The sequence below is a fragment of the Microcoleus sp. FACHB-68 genome, assembly GCF_014695715.1.
Lineage (GTDB): Bacteria > Cyanobacteriota > Cyanobacteriia > Cyanobacteriales > Oscillatoriaceae > FACHB-68.
Genome location: NZ_JACJOT010000008.1, coordinates 1,315,494 through 1,331,792 on the forward strand (window position 1 = coordinate 1,315,494; position 16,299 = coordinate 1,331,792).

12 protein-coding genes are annotated in these 16,299 nt (G+C 46.9%); 4 read left to right on the plus strand and 8 right to left on the minus strand.

Features of this window, described 5'->3' with window-relative positions:
* Nucleotides 1-19: 19 nt before the first annotated feature.
* The 3 genes from H6F73_RS14140 to galK all read left to right on the plus strand — a co-directional run bounded on the left by H6F73_RS14140 (nucleotide 20) and on the right by galK (nucleotide 3,154).
* Entirely contained in the window at nucleotides 20-1,120 is a 1,101-nt protein-coding gene (locus tag H6F73_RS14140; RefSeq protein WP_190759346.1) for a M24 family metallopeptidase, read from the plus strand.
* Nucleotides 1,121-1,268: 148 nt separating this feature from the next.
* On the plus strand, nucleotides 1,269-1,904 hold the full coding sequence (locus H6F73_RS14145; protein ID WP_190759347.1) for a hypothetical protein: 636 nt from the start codon (nucleotides 1,269-1,271) through the stop codon (nucleotides 1,902-1,904).
* A 179-nt stretch (nucleotides 1,905-2,083) separates the two neighbouring features.
* A complete protein-coding gene (gene galK, locus H6F73_RS14150; RefSeq protein WP_190759348.1) occupies nucleotides 2,084-3,154 on the plus strand; it encodes a galactokinase in 1,071 nt (356 codons plus the stop codon).
* 189 nt (nucleotides 3,155-3,343) lie between these two features.
* Here galK and H6F73_RS14155 read toward each other — a convergent pair whose 3' ends face one another.
* Nucleotides 3,344-4,513: a hypothetical protein gene (locus H6F73_RS14155; protein ID WP_190759349.1), complete on the minus strand. Its 1,170-nt coding sequence runs from the start codon at nucleotides 4,511-4,513 to the stop codon at nucleotides 3,344-3,346.
* 440 nt (nucleotides 4,514-4,953) lie between these two features.
* On the opposite strand from H6F73_RS14155, the gene H6F73_RS14160 reads away from it, so the two are divergent.
* On the plus strand, nucleotides 4,954-5,808 hold the full coding sequence (locus H6F73_RS14160; protein WP_190759350.1) for an MBL fold metallo-hydrolase: 855 nt from the start codon (nucleotides 4,954-4,956) through the stop codon (nucleotides 5,806-5,808).
* Nucleotides 5,809-6,013: 205 nt separating this feature from the next.
* Here H6F73_RS14160 and H6F73_RS14165 read toward each other — a convergent pair whose 3' ends face one another.
* From H6F73_RS14165 to H6F73_RS14195, 7 genes are all read right to left on the minus strand, one after another.
* Nucleotides 6,014-6,403: a hypothetical protein gene (locus H6F73_RS14165; protein ID WP_190759351.1), complete on the minus strand. Its 390-nt coding sequence runs from the start codon at nucleotides 6,401-6,403 to the stop codon at nucleotides 6,014-6,016.
* Nucleotides 6,404-6,762: 359 nt separating this feature from the next.
* Nucleotides 6,763-7,776 (minus strand): SDR family oxidoreductase, encoded by a 1,014-nt coding sequence (locus H6F73_RS14170; RefSeq protein ID WP_147686541.1) that lies wholly within the window; start codon nucleotides 7,774-7,776, stop codon nucleotides 6,763-6,765.
* A 129-nt stretch (nucleotides 7,777-7,905) separates the two neighbouring features.
* On the minus strand, nucleotides 7,906-9,171 hold the full coding sequence (locus H6F73_RS14175; protein WP_190759352.1) for a DUF4142 domain-containing protein: 1,266 nt from the start codon (nucleotides 9,169-9,171) through the stop codon (nucleotides 7,906-7,908).
* 164 nt (nucleotides 9,172-9,335) lie between these two features.
* Entirely contained in the window at nucleotides 9,336-10,397 is a 1,062-nt protein-coding gene (locus tag H6F73_RS14180; protein WP_190759353.1) for a hypothetical protein, read from the minus strand.
* Nucleotides 10,398-11,063: 666 nt separating this feature from the next.
* Nucleotides 11,064-12,794, minus strand: coding sequence for a hypothetical protein (locus tag H6F73_RS14185; protein WP_190759354.1), 1,731 nt, complete (start codon nucleotides 12,792-12,794; stop codon nucleotides 11,064-11,066).
* A gap of 80 nt (nucleotides 12,795-12,874) precedes the next feature.
* On the minus strand, nucleotides 12,875-14,512 hold the full coding sequence (locus H6F73_RS14190; protein WP_199330523.1) for a glycosyltransferase family 39 protein: 1,638 nt from the start codon (nucleotides 14,510-14,512) through the stop codon (nucleotides 12,875-12,877).
* Between the two features lie 57 nt (nucleotides 14,513-14,569).
* A complete protein-coding gene (locus tag H6F73_RS14195) occupies nucleotides 14,570-16,261 on the minus strand; it encodes a hypothetical protein (protein WP_347239538.1) in 1,692 nt (563 codons plus the stop codon).
* Between the last annotated feature and the right edge of the window lie 38 nt (nucleotides 16,262-16,299).

The following is a 16,299-nucleotide window of genomic DNA, read 5'->3' on the forward strand; positions in this document are numbered from 1 at the left end:
AGTACAATCGAGAAAGCCTATGAATCGATTCACTGAAGAAGTCTCCACGAAGCTTGCGTTAATCCGCAACGCCCTGAGTGAAACCGAGGCGCAAGGTGTGCGACTGCGCGGCACAGATTGGTTTGCTTGGGCAACTGCCGGCGCATCTAACACGGTACTGCTCACTGCAGAAACCGGCGTGGCAGAAGTGCTAGTGACTGCCGGTGACGCCTGGGTTCTCACCGATGAAATTGAAGCGCAACGCTTTAAGGATGAAGAACTGCCCAATAATTTCAAGGTACACGTTAATCCTTGGGCGGATGCAGCTGCCCGTGAGTCTTTCGTGCGCGAAGTGACCCATGACGGGAAAGTTTTAAGCGACCGGCCTATTGCTCATGTCGAGAAGCGATTGCCTGAGTCTTTACAACTGCACAAGAAAGTGCTGATGTCAAGTGAATTGGAGCGATATCGCGAAGTGGGGCGCAAGGCAAGCGAAGCGATGACAGAAGTGCTTTTAGCCGCCAAACCGACTTGGACAGAATACCAACTAGCCGGTGCCGGTGCTGAGGCGTTGTGGGCAAGGGGGCTGCATCCAGCGCTGACTTTGGTTGCCGGTGACAGGCGGTTGCCGCTTTATCGGCACGCAACAGCAACCGGCGAATCCCTCGGACGGCAAGCGATGCTGGTGTTTTGCGCCAGGGGATACGGAGTTTATGCCAATCTCACCCGATTTGTTTCATTTGGAAAACTTCCAGATAAAGACGCTCAATTGCACCAGCACGTTCGCGAAATTGAATCGCTAGCCTTGGCAGCTTGTCAACCAGAAACGCCCCTCAATCAGGTTTACAAAACTCTGGAACAAGCTTATCACCAGCACGGTTATCCCCAAGCAATTTATCAGCATCACCAGGGAGGAACGACTGGATATTTGTCGCGAGAAGTTGTGGCAAATCCTAATACGGACGAGTCCTTAAAAGAAAATATGGCGATGGCTTGGAATCCCAGTTTGCCTGGGGCAAAAATTGAGGATACTTTTGTAATTCTTGAAGGTGGGAAGTTAGAAAATTTAACTTTCGATCCTAATTGGCCAAGTGTTGAAGTTGAAGGAAGGCAGCGCCCGGTGCCGGTGGAGGTTACATAATTTCTGATTATGTTGCATTCGAGTTTTTTAATAGCACTGTCCGGTTGTGGATGGTGCTATTAAAAAACTTTACGTTATCTCTGCTCTATCTCGTAAAAACAAGATAATGGGAGAAAAGCAGAGAAGATCAACAGCAAAGGTTCGGAAAATGGATGAAGTCGTCAAAAAAATAGCTGCCTTGGGTTTACCAGGTATCATCCTGGTAGGGACGATGGCTGCGACAGGTTTGACAGGAGCGGCTGCGATAACAGCAGCTTTGGCATTTCTGGGCGGCCCAGCAGGAATGCTAGGCGGCATTGCTATGCTAGGTTTGACGGGATTGATTGCAGATGCTCTGACAAAAATGGGGCTGGAGGACTTGCTGACAGCGATTTATTGCCAAAGGCGTTTATCTGCGCCACACGGGCAACTGTTAGAGGAGATTGAGACGTTATCCCTGTTTGATGGCGACATAAAACAAAGGCTCAAGCTGACTGTGACAGATGGCTGCGGCTGTTCGGCAGTGAGCGGGGAAGGCATTTCAGATATTACCAGGGAGGCTCTCGCCATTTTAGAAGCTGTCCCAGGAATAACACCGGCACATCACAGGGATTTTAATAGTTCCAATCCGATTATGAGGCTCAGGGATGGGACAGCGGTTAGAGCTTGGAAAAACCCCCTCGGCGTTGACCACATTTTTTTAGGCGCACCCGATGGCAGAATGATTTATGGCGGCTACGTTGGCTGGATTCACAGTGAAGACTTGAATCAGGCGCTCTCGCAGATGAGACGAGAGTTGACATAACCATCCCCGACAATAAAGGATTTTCTTTGCATTTAACTGCGTGTGCCGGCCTTCATCGCCTCATCAATTTCCTCTAGTAACGCTGCCACAAACCGCGTCGGCAAGGGCACGTTTGTATAGCCCCAAACTTCTGTTTAAAAGGTAATCGTTGCAGTGCTTTTTATTAGCAAAACAGTATTATGAATTTTCAAGAAATATTTGGTCAAGAACCGGCAATAGAAGCCAGTGCGCCCGGACGCGTCAATTTACTCGGAGAACATACCGACTACAATGATGGATTCGTCTTGCCAACGACGATCCCTCAACGCACGACGGTACAGTTAGGTTTGAGTGGGGATAAACAGCACCACTTCTACTCGCAAAATTTAGACGAACGGGTAACAATTTCACAAAGTGATCCCACCCCGTCTGGGTTCGCTAGTTATATATTTGGGTGCATCCGGCTATTAGAAAAAGAAGGCTACACGATCCCGGCTGTGAATGTGTACGTCAATTCATTAGTGCCGATGGGTTGCGGTTTGTCTAGTAGTGCGGCTTTGGAAGTGGCGACGCTGCGAGCACTGCGCGAACTTTTAAATCTGCCTCTTGATGATGTGCGGCTGGCGCAAATCGCACAGCAAGTGGAAATTCAGTATGCCGGTTTAAACTGCGGCATTATGGATCAAATGGCATCAAGTTTAGCCGGCACCGATTCGATGCTATTTCTGGATACACGCACCCTAGAGCGGCGAGTGTTGCCTTTTCCTGCCGGCGCAGAAATCCTCGTCATTGATAGTGGCGTGCATCACGAACTCGCCGCAGGAAGCGGTTACAATCAGCGTCGGGCTGAATGTGAAGAGGCAGCGCACCTGCTAGGTGTAAAAGCCCTTAGAGATATTACCGATCCGCAACTTACAGAGTCCTTACCCGAATTGCTAGCCCAGCGGGCGCGTCACGTCATTACGGAAGATAACCGCGTGCTAGAGGCTGTGGAAGGGGTGTCAGCCCAGCGATTTGGAGAGTTAATGAATGCTTCCCACACCAGCCAGCGCGATGATTACGAAGTTTCAGTGCCGGCAGTCGATAGCCTAGCGGCAATTTTACAAGAAACCCCCGGCGTCTTTGGTGCACGCCTCACAGGTGGCGGTTTTGGGGGTGCCTGCGTCGCTTTAGTGGAAACGGGTAAAGGTGCAGAGATCGCTAAAAATGTGTTGGAACATTATAATAGTGCCGGTCACACAGGACGCGTATTAGTTTGCCCAGAATTGTAACAGCATCAAACCAATAAACCTCTAGCAAAAACCGATCAACACATCCCAAATCATCTAGAGACACCTAGGCTGTTCGGTCAAAGAAAATTGTAAGTTCAGAAACCCGGCTTCTTGAAGAAACCGGGTTTTTTAAGTGCCTTGGAACCCCACACTAGGCGGAGCAAATCAACTAAAAGAAAGTCCAGTTAATTAATAGCGAAACACCGCTGCTAACGGAGCCTCAGCCGGCACTTTTTCAGGTTCCACTGCATAAACAGTGCCACCGTTCAAAATCGTTTGAATCGCTGCGGAATTCAATAAATCGTCATCACCGACTTCTGCCTCTTGATGGATCTCAATGGTATTCGTATCGCGATTAAATGTTCCCCACTGCTGAACGCCCACCGCGACAAATAATTCCTCAACTCGCCCGTAATAAGCAGCCGGCACCGCTTCTTTCAAGTCAGTGGAAGTTTTTTCAGTAATTGCCGCCAGTTCCTGATATCGTTCCATTGCCTCTTGCTGCGCTTGCAAGAATATAGGTTCCACTATTGGCAAAGCTTGCTCTTGTAACTCTTCTGGCTTCAAGTGTTCAGGATTGCCGGTGATGCCTTCAGCAACAAGATGCGGGTAAGTATTCGCTTCGCGGTAAATTGGGAACAGATACTCAACGCCGGCTAGCACTAAAGGCGCTTTCCTGTTTCTCAAAAATTCGTGCAGGGCATGATCAATCATGTGAAAATATTGCTCGATATCCTGTTGGCTCTTATCCTGATCTGGACTGCCTTGGCCGTGAAAACTTCCTGCGTGTTGAAAGGAATTATTCGTGCCGCCTTTTGATGTACTGATGCGAAACTGTCCGTCTTTGGCAGTTGGATCATATTGCAGCGCATCATCCATACTCTTCGGTAAGTTTTCTACTTCAACTTCTGTGGCACTGGATCGCGTGCATTCCAGCAGTCTAACCTGCTGTTGACTCAGCGCTAAGACATAAAATAGTCCATCGCCGGTGAGCAGTGGCATTAAGGGTTTGAGATGGAAATTATCTGCGACAACGACTAATTCGTCAAAACTCAGCGGTGAGCGATAGTAGTGGAAAAAATCAGGGGCAATAAAAATTGCTAACCCATTGTTTTGGTTTTCCCAGAAAGTTGCTTCATCGATTTCTTGGAGAGCCGGCTCTAGCATTTTCCTAATTTCTGTTTTTTCAAAGCCAAACTCTTCTAATTTATCTTCTGCTTCCCGCACTAAGTTTTTAAAACGTACGGGATTTTGTTGAATTTCTTGCCCAACTCGATAGATGGGCATATAAATTGAAACGCTTACTCCTGTCGGTTGTTCAACTAGATTTTTAAGTTCTTCTACAGACAGTAAAGTCATGGGTTTGACTCCTTGTTCAAGTGCTGTTATGTAATGGAGTGAAATAGATGCAAAGGACTCCACAAACATTCAATACGTCTCTTAAGCTTTAACCCGGCAAAATATTGATATTTTCTCTAGTAGCCACTTCTTCACGCGCCGGCATTACCTGAGACTATTTTGATAAGCTTATCTCTGCAATTGAAGCTGATGCGTCTATCTAAAGAATGACGTTTTATGATAATTCCAGTTTTTAATGAATGTTAAATATTGTAAAATAATTAGATAAAACAAATTTTTAGTATCAATTTTTATTGTATTTATCAATACAAGCAAACTTAAATTAAAATTACGCCTCTTGGGAGAAGTTTCAAACAGTTAAAAGTATTAAGTTTTCTTCAAGCGATAATCTGCTTTGGCTAACGCCATGCTCATACATTGGGAGTCAGCTAGGATGCGTTATGAGTGAAATAAAAACGATTGTTCTACCCATCGGTCGGGAACAGCCGGATGTGGAAAATGGCTCGATCTTCTTTGTGGGAACGGCAACGGTTATCCTGCGTTATGCAGGATTCACAATTCTAACTGACCCGAACTTCCTCCATCAGGGCGATCACGTACATTTAGGTTATGGAATTCGCGCGACGCGAACCACAAATCCAGCGATAGAGATTGAGGAGTTACCACCCATAGACTTACTCGTGCTTTCGCATATGCATGAGGATCATTTTGATCGCGTGGCAGAGGAAAAGCTGGATAAAAGGATTCCGATTGTTAGCACGCAGCACGCTATCGCTAAGCTGAATAAGAAAGGATTTAATTCAACTTACGCCCTGGAAACTTGGGAAAAAATAACCTTTACAAAAGGTGAAGAAAAACTTTGTATTAGTGCGATGCCGGGTACACATGGCCCTGCTTTTCTTTCCGCTGCCTTGCCGCCGGTGATGGGGAGTATGCTGGAGTTTCAAACACCTGCCGGCAAGACTCGCTTTCGCCTTTACATTACGGGAGATACGCTGATTACGGAACAGTTGAAAGAGATTCCTAAGCGGTACTCTGATATTGATTTAGGGCTGCTGCACTTGGGAGGAACAATGGTTTTTGGTGTGTTACTGACGATGGATGCAAAACAAGGCGTAGAAGCGATTCAAATTATCGCACCCCAGACAGCTATCCCCATTCACTATAACGATTACACGGTGTTTAAATCGCCACTTGAAGACTTTATGAAGGCAGTGTCAGCAGCCGGCCTTGAAGAACGAGTGAAATATTTAAGCCACGGGGACACTTACACATTTAAAGTGTCGGCAACTTAATCGCCACAAATGCAAAAAATACGCTCAAGAGAAAGTTTTGTTAACTATCTCCAAGCGCTTTACTGTTTGATGATACCTCTTACAGAGAGCCAGTTATTTTGCCGGCAGAACTGAATTTAAGCATCCAATTCATTTGTGGGGCAAGCATTCTGCCGGTTTTATATCTGCCACTGCAAGAGGTATATATTTGCGAAAATTATCGGCTTTAATTTCCACTCACGGCATCACCGGCACTCTCCAAAGCACGCTGTGGCGCTTCAAGGATTTCACCGGCTTTGTCTTTCACCGAACCAAAAAACTCTTTGGTACTCTCAGGAACCGGCTGATCAAGATTCAACCTTTCACGGAGGGTTTCACCCAAGTTTTTACCGTTAGTATTTGGAGGGAGCGGTTTCTGAGGGATGGAACTTCCTGGGCTAGAAGCCTTGTCAATTTCGTAAGCAGTGCCCTCTGGGGTCACGGCACCGGCAGCCAGTGCTTGAGTTGCGTTGCTGGCGATAAAGGGCGCACTCAAAAATAGGGCGGTTGCTACCAGGAAAACGCTCAAAACTTGGCGCAAGCGAAGATTTTTTAGCAGTGAAATGACTTGTTTCATTGAATGACTCCTTTTCAATTTTTTCGGCTTTAGTACAACTTTAACACAATTGTCTTTCTTGTTTTGAAAATTATTATTTTTCAGGGAGTCTTAATCAAGAACGAACGGGTAGGCGAACCCCTTAAAAAAATTGATTTTACCATTTTAAATACGGTGAGGGGTGAAGCCTCATTAAGTGGTTGCTTCCCTAACTAACCGTTAACATAAATAACGGCAAAAGATGGAACCTTTGCCGGCAAACCGCTTTCAGTGTTTGACTTTTTTATTAAGGCTGGCGTTGCTAACATGGTTGCCGCCAAGGCTCCCAAACCGGCAACGCCAGCCTACTGCACCAACTTCGTTGCCGTAATTGAGTGAGGCTAAATTTGATTGGGATTGGTGAAGGCGGCTGCTGCCAGCAACGCTGCCACTCCCAAGACAGTGCCGGCAATTGCCACTGCCGGATTCAGCATTATCCAGTCAGATAAGCTGGGGATTGTCAAGTGACCAAAATCTCCCTGCACTCGGTCATAACCGGCCATTGGCTCAAACAAATTGTCCGGCGCATCCTCAGACTTTGGCTCAGGAGTTCGCTGTCCCGGAAAAGCGATGAGTAGCAACAGCAGATCCACCAGCCCAGGTGAAAGCCGTTGCAGCACATCCAGCACTCGACCGACATCCCCCACAATGTAGTCACGAGTTGGATGCTCAGCGACGTGGAGGATCGCATCCGCAACCAATTTGGGGTCGTAGTAGGGTGGAATTCCTGTGGGTTTTACGCCTAACTTGGTGCGAACGTGATTGTAGTAGGGCGTGTTGATCACTGCGGGTTTGATACTCGTGACACTGATGGGGATTTTTTCGTGTTGGAGTTCCACGCGCAGGGATTCAACGAAGCCTTCAACGCCGTGCTTTGCTGCTGAATAAGGGCTTTGCAGCGGCACAGATCGCCGGCCTTCCATTGAGGAAATGTGAATCAACGCCCCCCGCCCTTCTCGTTTGAGATGGGGGAGCGCTGCCATTGCCCCGTATACTTGCCCCATCAAGGTAACGTCGATGACGCGCTGAAATTCTTCTGGGGTAATTTGGTCAAAGGTGGCGAGGACGCCGGTGGCTGCGAGGTGAACCCAGGTATCGAGCCGGCCATAAACTTCTATCGCTTTGTCGGCAATCGCTTGCACCTGAGCGAAATCTGCTACATCAGCGGTAATCGCCACAGCCACACCGCCGGCATTTTGGATCTCGCGCACTAAGGACTCTAACCCTGATTGGCTGCGAGCCGAAACCACCAATTTTGCCCCTCGTGCGGCGAACTGTAAGGCAGTCTGACGCCCGATGCCGCTGGAGGCTCCAACGACTGCGACAACCTGCTGGTTTATCGGCTTCAGTTGCATTAAATCGCGCTCCTTGTTTGTTGTGAATTTGTTTTTCTCGCTCAGGCGATAGCTGCCGGCCCGCTTTTGATCAATTGGAACCGGCAGCCTAAAGAAGATGTAACGATTGGGGATTTTCCGAAGGTGTTTTTATCCCTCTGGAGTCATGCTCCGAGCCATTTGTAGATGCTCTTCTAGGAGTGGTAGCTTCTCGGCTGCCCAGGCTTTCAAATCTTGAGCCTGTCCTTGTTGAGTTTGGCTTTGGAACAAGGAGACATCCTGGGTGTGAGCCTTGACCATTTCTTGCATATAAGCTGAGTCAAACTCTCTCCCGGAAAGCTTGGACAATCGCTCTATCTTTGCTCGGTTTTCTTCGCCCATATCTGTTGGCAAAGTCAGACCTTTTTGGCGAGCTAATTGTGTCAGTTCTTGCGTTGCTTGGGTGTGATGATCAATCATCATTTGCCCAAACTCTTTGACTGCATCACTTGTAGCTTTTTCTGTTGCGAGTTGACCAAGTTGGATTTCGGCTATGTTATCTTGGGCGGCTTTCATCACGAAATCCCTGTCTGCGGTGCTCAGAGAACTTTGGGAATTTCCCCTAGCAGGATTGTTCGTTCCCCCTGCCGGCGCATTCATTGTGCCTGGAGTATTGCTGCCGCCACCTTGGCGCTGCATGGTGCCTGGGGTGTTGCTGCCTTCACCTTGGCGCTGCATGGTGCCTGGGGTATTGCTGCCTTCACCTTGGCGCTGCATGGTGCCTGGGGTATTGCTGCCTTCACCTTGGCGCTGCATGGTGCCTGGGGTGTTGCTGCCTTCACCTTGGCGCTGCATGGTGCCTGGGGTGTTGCTGCCTTCACCTTGGCGCTGCATGGTGCCTGGAGTGTTGCTGCCTTCACCTTGGCGCTGCAGGGTGCCTGGAGTGTTGCTGCCTTCACCTTGCTGCAGCCTGCGTGGAGCGTTAGTCTCCCCTGCCGGCGCGTTGATATTTTCTGGGATATTCGTGTCTGTTGCCGGCCCGCCGCTGTTACTTGGGCCATTGGTGCCTTCACGCTGACGCATCCCTCTTGGGGTGTTCATCTGTCCTGCCGGCTCATCCATTGTGTCTGGGGTGATGACGCCGCCGTCCTCCTGGCGCATCGTGCCCGGAGCGTCACTACCCTCACCCTGCCGCATCCTCTCAGGAGTGTTCATTGTATCTCCAGTTTCACCCGTGGTGCCTGGAGTGTTCATGGTGTCTCCAGTTTCACCCGTGGTGCCTGGAGTATTCTGAGCAATCTCTAAACGTTGAGAGACAGATGGGTTAACAGTGCGGGGTGTTGCAATCTGTGCCAATACCGGCAGACTGCTCAAGGAACTGACACTGGCAATTCCCAGAAACCCAGCTAGTTTCTTGAGGCTATTTTTGCGACTCATTGTTTTATCTACCTTTGATTTTTTCAAGTGCTAAATGGCTATGCACCCTGCCTTGAAAGATCGGAATTTTCGGAGCTTTTGAATCCGTCGTCGATTGAATTTTTGTCGCTATTAACAGCGGAGCTGGAAGTCAGCAATACCGGCAGCCTATTCGCTAAATCGCTCTAACGGTAAGGAATGACTTCTTCACGTTGAACGACTGGTTTTGATTTGCGGAATAAATTGGCTAATCCACCTAAGCCGAGTAAACCGAGCAAGCCCCAATTGGAAGCGCGGCTTTTCCGGCGAGTTGTTGCAGCTTCAGTCGCACCATAAGGAGTTGTGGTGGGGCTGGGCGAGATGGTAGTGGTGGTGGTTGTGGTGCGAGTGGTACTCGGCGTGGGGGTTGTGCCTAAACCGCTTGGCGTGGTGGTGGTGCTTCCCGGCGTGATCGTGGTGGTGCTTCCCGGCGTTGTGGTGGTGTTTAAACCGCTCGGTGTCGTGGTGCTGCCGGTGCCGGTGCCTAAACCGCTCGGTGTCGTGGTGCTGCCGGTGCCGGTGCCTAAACCGCTCGGTGTCGTGGTGCTGCCGGTGCTTCCCGGAGTTGTGGTGGTGTCGGTGCCGGTGCCTAAACCGCTCGGTGTGGTGGTGTCTATGTCTGTGTCTGTATCACCGGGAGTGGAAGTCGTGCCTAAACCATCCGGACTGGTGGTGGTATCTGTCCCTAAACCACTCGGTGTGGTGCTGCCGGCTCCTGTGTCATCGGGCGTGTCGGTGTCTAAACCGCTTGGTGTGGTGGTGTCGGTGCCTAAACCGCTCGGTGTCGTGGTGCCGGTGCCATCCGGGCTGGTGGTGGTATCTGTTCCTAAACCACTGCCGGTTCCTAAACCACTGCCGGTTCCTGAGCCGGTGCCAGATCCTGAGCCGGTGCCAGATCCTGAACCTGTGGGGCTAGTAGAATTCGTGCCGGTGCTACCGCCATCGTTGGTGGTGCCGGCTCCTGAGCGGGTGGGGCTTGTGGTGGTTCCTGTCCCTGAGCCGGTGCCGGTTCCTAAACCACTGCCGGTTCCTGAGCCGGTGCCAGTTCCTGAGCCGGTGCCAGCTCCTGAGCCGGTGCCAGCTCCTGATCCACTACCGGCACCCCCAGCGCCTGACTGGGCAGAGGCAGGCAAATCTAAAGGCAGACTGGCTACAGCTATAGTAAAAGCACCCGCACAAACAATTTTCAACAAGTTAGAAGGTTTCATAATCTACATTCCTCTGGGCTTTAACATTTTTGACCGTTCTGTCTTTCTAAATCAGCTTTGTCTATTGAAGTAGCTGCTACATTTAAGCAAGCTTTTCCAAACATTTTTGACAAGGCTTCCAGGGTGTTACCTGCCTGGAACGGGCGAACTCACAAGCCTGAAGAACCGTTCAATCTGCGCTCAAGTAAGTGGCAATCTGGACGGCCCTCGCTGCAAGTTTGATTATTCCCCCTTAAGCTATGACTAATGCCTTGGTTTCGCCTACAGCCTGTAGGAGGATTTCGCTGTTTTCACAATCCGCCCTCCGGTGTATGTATTTTGGTTTTTCCAAAGAATTCTGAGGCTCAGTTAAATCCCCTTCGGGCTTGAGTCTGATAGCTTTTTGTGAAACTGGATTTTTGGGGACGCTGTTCGTCTTCTGATTCGCCTCACAAATTACTTTTGTCCTTCATCCTCAGCCTTCAAGAAGCACTGATCCTCTAATGGCACTTCTATCAAAGGAAGTAATTCAAAGTTAAGTTAACTTGTAATTAAGATAACTTTTAGTCAGAAAGTCGTCACACTTGATTCGATGCCGGCGGCACCTAACTGTTAACACGTAGTGTTCCCCCACCATTCGGAACAGTCTGGCAAAAAGATGAAAAATAAATATTTCAAACTGCCAGATTATTTCTGTGCTGCTTTCACAATACACTCCGAGGGCAGAATTATAAAACCTTCTTGATTGAAAACAGAACATTGCTCGGCGACGCGGGACAAAGCCGGCACTGCGCCTTGCTGCAATCTATTACTAGCATCAATTGCTACTTGATACTGTCGCCGCCAGCGATTTGCTGTGATATATTCTGGCGTAAAAGCGGAGTTATCGAGCAGCCAAAAATCGACTTTGTACTTTTGAATGAGCTGCTGTGCCGGCGTTAAATCCTGGCTGTACTGAGCTTCAATCAATTCCAGCACTCGTTCCCGAAATTGGCGATAATAGCCGGCATGGTAGGGAATCGCGTATTCCCGCCCAACTAAAATGGAGCGTCCAGAAAAGGAGGGAATGTTATTGGCTTCTTCCGCAATCGATGCGATCAGAGTGTCTTTGGGTTGTTGTTGAAAAAACTCATATAAAGCCGGAGTTTGTCCCACAGCATAATCACTTTTTGGGAAGGTTTTAACCAAGCTGGGATAAATTAAAATTATCACAATTATTACGCAAGAAAGCACTCCTAGCAATAAAAATATTTTTGATTTATTACCTTTCGAGATAGAATTCTTGAGTGTTTCTAAAACTGCTTCTAAGAGGATGATTAAGGTGATGCCGGCGGCAATTGCTAAGACAATTCGCAGGCTGTGTTGGGTATACCGGCTGGGCAGATGAAGTTTGAATAAAACAGCATGAGCAGCCAAAAACATGGCGAGGGAAGCCAGAAGAATTTGAGGTAAAACAGTGATGCCGGCACGCAATTCTTTGAGTAACGGAAAGCGAGACGGATAGCGGAGCAAAATCGGCAGCAATACCGCACTCCAGATAGGAATCGGCAAGCGAGAGGGCAAGATGCCGCTACCTCGCCCATCCAGCCAAAAGTTTAAAGGATCTTCGTGGAAAAAAGGTGTGCGCCCTTTGGGTAAGAATTCTGGCAGTATTCTCGCTTCTGCTGGGGTGATCACGGGGCCATATTCACTCGCATTTAAAGCGTAGGGCAACATAATCAAAAAAGCAATGGCTAATCCGACTGCACAAAACCAATATTCTTTTCGATTTTGGGGCAGTTGAATACGCCCTTTTGAGAAGTTAATGAGTTGCAGAATTAAGAGTCCGGCGCAGATGAATACATATTGGGGATAAAATAGTCCTAAAAGGGCAATAGCGATGCCGGTGCCTATAAAGGATCGGCGGAGTAAATAATATAAAAATGCTACAAATAGAGGGTAAACAAAGGCTCTAGGGGTTGCGGAGATTAAGTCATCTTTCATCCACAAGCTTTGATTGAGCAGCAATGAGGAGAGAAAGCCGGCTGCCGGTATGGGCAAGATTTGTATTGTAGAGGCGAAACAGTAGCCGGTGGTGATTAATCCTAATACCATTGGCAGGAGTTTATGCAGCATCATGGGTTCGATGCCGGCTGCGTTTATCAGTTGATAAAGGGTGGTGTATCCCCAAGGTGCAACTGATTGAAAGTAGTTGGCGATTAAATCGTTGGGAAATAGTTCTGGATCGCTAAAGCGTTGCATCCAAAATACGTGTTGTCTGGCATCGTCTTGCACGATGTATTCACTGCTAAAAGCTTGTTGCAATGCGAGAAGTGCGTAAATACATGAGAATGTTAGGCTTAAGCTGAACCAGAATATTAGTTGGGATCGGGAGGGTTTGGTTTGGGTTAAAAGTTTATGTAGTTGGGTGATCAGCATGGGGATTTTTTATTCTATTTTTTAACCGCAGATAAACGCAGATAAACGCAGATAAACGCAGATATTTTTTGGGTGGGTGTTTAAGGGTTTGAGATGGGTGATTTTTTTAATTTCCATAGCCAGAAGTTTTGGTTGTTTAATAGTAGTTCTGTTTGGCGTTTTTGCTGGGCTTCGATTCCTTTAATTAAGGTTTGGGAAGGACTGAATATAAATATATCGCTGAAGCCGGCTGGGATTTTAGGGATTTCGGGTTCAAGGACTAATTGCAGTTTGACTTTTGGATCGAGGAGGTAGCTGAGAGATAGCATCCGGCAAGTAAAACAATCACCCAGGATAGGGGAATTATCACTAATCAGAAGTGGGTTAGGTGTTTGGTTGACTATTTTGGCGATTTGGGGCAGATATTGGTTTTTGGAGGGGCTTTTGTTCCACCAAAATTGGGCTTGAGAACTGATGGCGCAGGAGAGTATTCCGCTTAAGGCTAGGGCAATTAGAATCAAGTGCCAAAGTTTTTGGTTGCGGGGATGTCTGGAGATGGGTATTTGAGTGGCGATAAGGTAAGCAACAGTGAGTTGAATACCTAAATAATAGGGAATTAGATATCGGGCGGTGGTGGATCGTAGTCCTCCTAAAATTAAATCAGGAAGGATTAAAGCGAGTGCCGGCACTCCCATCAATATTAGGATAAATAACCAAACTTTTTGGGGGGTATGCCGGCACAAAAAATAAATTGAATAGGCAATTATAAATAATATAGCGATACTGGGAGGGTTTAAGGATTTATAGCCGGTATTTAAATCGAAAAAAATATTGCTTGTGTGAACTAGCAACCGCTGTAGTAAAAAACCAAAAGCTACTTTTTGATTTGTCCAAGCAGCGCTCGTTTGAAGCCGGTTTAAATTAGCAACTGTCACCCAAAGCCAGGGAGAAAAAGCAAGAATGCCGGCGGATAAAGCGATGAGATAAATTTTAACGGTTTTATTCCAGCGGAAATTTTCGGTTTTTAAGAAATAAATGCCTTGGGCAATTGTTACGAACCAAGCAAAGAGAAAGGTATAAAGATTAAGCGCTAGGGTGGCGGCATAAATACCCCAATGTAGTTTAGTTTGAACGCGCATGGCTCGCAATAATGCGGCACTTGATAGTAAAGTGGTAACAGTCCATAAACTATATTCTCGTGCTTCTTGTGCGTAGAGAACGTGGAAGGGAGAAACAGCCATGAGTGCAATGGCAATCCATGCGACTAACGGCGACTCAAATAATTCTATGCACAACCAATAAAGAGCCGGAAATACTAACAAGCTAATTAAGGCAGATAAAGTTCTTGGTGTTGCTAGAGAATGACCCAACTGCTGCACCCAATATCGCGCCATTATATAATAAAGGGGTGGGTGTTGGGGAGATTCTATGGCTAAAGAGTTTAGAGTGCCGGCTAAGCCTTTTTCTGGATTGGGTTGTTGATATTTCTGCAAACTTGCAACGCTAATTACTTCACTATTGTAGAGTTGTTGGATTGCTTCGGCTTCGGTATGTCCGGAAATTCGCAAGGATGTGTAAGTTTCATCAATCCAATATATTTTTTTATCAATATTGAGAAACCTGAAATAAACACCAAAAATCAACAAAATTGTAATTAAAAATGTTAAGCAAGTTTGTTGCAAAGCTCGACTTTGCCCCATCTTTCTATTAATTTCTCGCACCCGATCAAGATAATTCATTCAATTGTTTTTATTTAGGGCTTTCGGCTTCAATTTTTTCGCCTAGAATTTCAAGGTTTACTTTTCTTGAGCTTTTAAAAGACAGTCTGAACTTAAGACAATCAAGTTTTTTCTGTCGAATACAGAACATTGCTGTAGAAGATTTTCTAAAACCGGCTTTCTTTTATCCTTCATTTTTTCAATTGCTTCGCCGGCTGCCGGCTGGTATTGCATTACCCATTTATTTTTTGCCACATAATTTGGTTTAAAAGCATTTTTATCTAGCAACCAAAAATCTACACCAGATTTCTGAATAAAATTTTTAACCTCGACTAAATTTAAGCTGTATTGAGCGCGAATCAAATCGAGGACTCGCTGGCGGAATTGCCGGTAGTAGCCTAAATGATAGGGAATAGCATATTGATTGCCAACCCAAATCGAGCGCTGAGCAAATGTGGGTATCCTGTCAATTTCATCGGCGACAGACGCAATCACAATGTCTTTGGGTTGCTGTTGAAAAAAATCATAGAGTGCCGGCATTTGACCTATCTTATACGCAGTTCTGGGAAAATAAGGCACAAAATAAGGATAAAATAGTAAAATTAAAAGTACGGAAAGAAACGGAAAAAGAAACAAAGCGTTTTTTTGAGAAGTTGAGGGTTTACCTGTTACCTTTCTCAACAGCGCATCTAATATAACAGTTATAGCGATGCCGGCTGAAATTGCCATCACAATTCGCAGGCTATGTTGACTATACCGGCTGGGGAGATGAAGTTTAAACAAGACAGCATGAGCGGCAATAAACATTGCCAGGGAAGCTAAGCCGACTTGAGGCAGTAAAAAAATGTTGGTTTTTAGCTGTTTAATTAAAGGAAACTGGGAGGGAAATTTTGCTAACACCGGCAGCGATAATCCCACCGCAAACATTACGGGAAAATACTTAAATGGCAACCAACTCCACTCTAAGGGAAAGAAGCCGCTGCGCTGTGCATATAGCCAAAATTTCCAAGAGTTGGGAAGGAAAAAATCACTTCTCCCACTCGCTGAGAATTCTAGCATTTTCCTCGCTTCTGCACCTGTAATTATCGGGCCAAATTCTGAGGCTTTTAAGGCATAAGGTAACATCACGAGCAACGCCACAGCCAAGCCGACTCCACAGAATAAATAATCGCCTCGATCTTGAGAAAAAGTAGGATGCCAAATGCCAAATTTTGCGTGTTTTATCCATTTCAGCCATTGCAAAATTAGGATGCCGGTGCAGAGAAACACAGACTGCGGATAAAATAATCCTAATAAGACGATTGTTACACCTGCCGGCAGCAATGAGCGCCGCAAAAAATAGTACAAAAATGCTGTGAATAATGGGTAGAAAAAAGCCCTTGGCGTGGCAGATGCTAAATCATCTTTCATCCAGAGATTTTGATTGAGCAGCAGCGAGGCAACAAATCCAGAAAACGGCACCGGCAGCATTTCCACCGCACAGCCGAAGCAGTAGCCGGTGGTGATTAATCCCAGCACAGTGGGTAAGAATTTATTCAGCAGTAGGGGATTCATTCCTAACTGTGCAAATAGCTGATAAAAAGCCGTGTAGCCGGCAGGCGCAACGGATTGGAAATAATCGGTAATTAGATCATTAGGAAATAATTGCGGATCGAGAAACCGCTGCATCCAAAATACGTGCTGCCGCGCATCATCCTGCACAACATATTCACTGCCAAACGCTTGCCGCAGCCCTAAAAATCCATAAAGGGTTGCAAAAGTCAAGCTCAAAGAAAACCAAAAAATCCACTGAGATTTGGTAGGTTTAG

Excerpts from the sequence above, each read along its gene's own strand:
- H6F73_RS14140 (WP_190759346.1), top strand. The coding sequence starts at position 20 with ATGAATCGATTCACTGAAGAAGTCTCCACGAAGCTTGCGTTAATCCGC.
- H6F73_RS14145 (WP_190759347.1), top strand. The coding sequence starts at position 1,269 with ATGGATGAAGTCGTCAAAAAAATAGCTGCCTTGGGTTTACCAGGTATC.
- galK (WP_190759348.1), top strand. The coding sequence starts at position 2,084 with ATGAATTTTCAAGAAATATTTGGTCAAGAACCGGCAATAGAAGCCAGT.
- H6F73_RS14155 (WP_190759349.1), bottom strand. The coding sequence starts at position 4,513 with ATGACTTTACTGTCTGTAGAAGAACTTAAAAATCTAGTTGAACAACCG.
- H6F73_RS14160 (WP_190759350.1), top strand. The coding sequence starts at position 4,954 with ATGAGTGAAATAAAAACGATTGTTCTACCCATCGGTCGGGAACAGCCG.
- H6F73_RS14165 (WP_190759351.1), bottom strand. The coding sequence starts at position 6,403 with ATGAAACAAGTCATTTCACTGCTAAAAAATCTTCGCTTGCGCCAAGTT.
- H6F73_RS14170 (WP_147686541.1), bottom strand. The coding sequence starts at position 7,776 with ATGCAACTGAAGCCGATAAACCAGCAGGTTGTCGCAGTCGTTGGAGCC.
- H6F73_RS14175 (WP_190759352.1), bottom strand. The coding sequence starts at position 9,171 with ATGAGTCGCAAAAATAGCCTCAAGAAACTAGCTGGGTTTCTGGGAATT.
- H6F73_RS14180 (WP_190759353.1), bottom strand. The coding sequence starts at position 10,397 with ATGAAACCTTCTAACTTGTTGAAAATTGTTTGTGCGGGTGCTTTTACT.
- H6F73_RS14185 (WP_190759354.1), bottom strand. The coding sequence starts at position 12,794 with ATGCTGATCACCCAACTACATAAACTTTTAACCCAAACCAAACCCTCC.
- H6F73_RS14190 (WP_199330523.1), bottom strand. The coding sequence starts at position 14,512 with ATGAATTATCTTGATCGGGTGCGAGAAATTAATAGAAAGATGGGGCAA.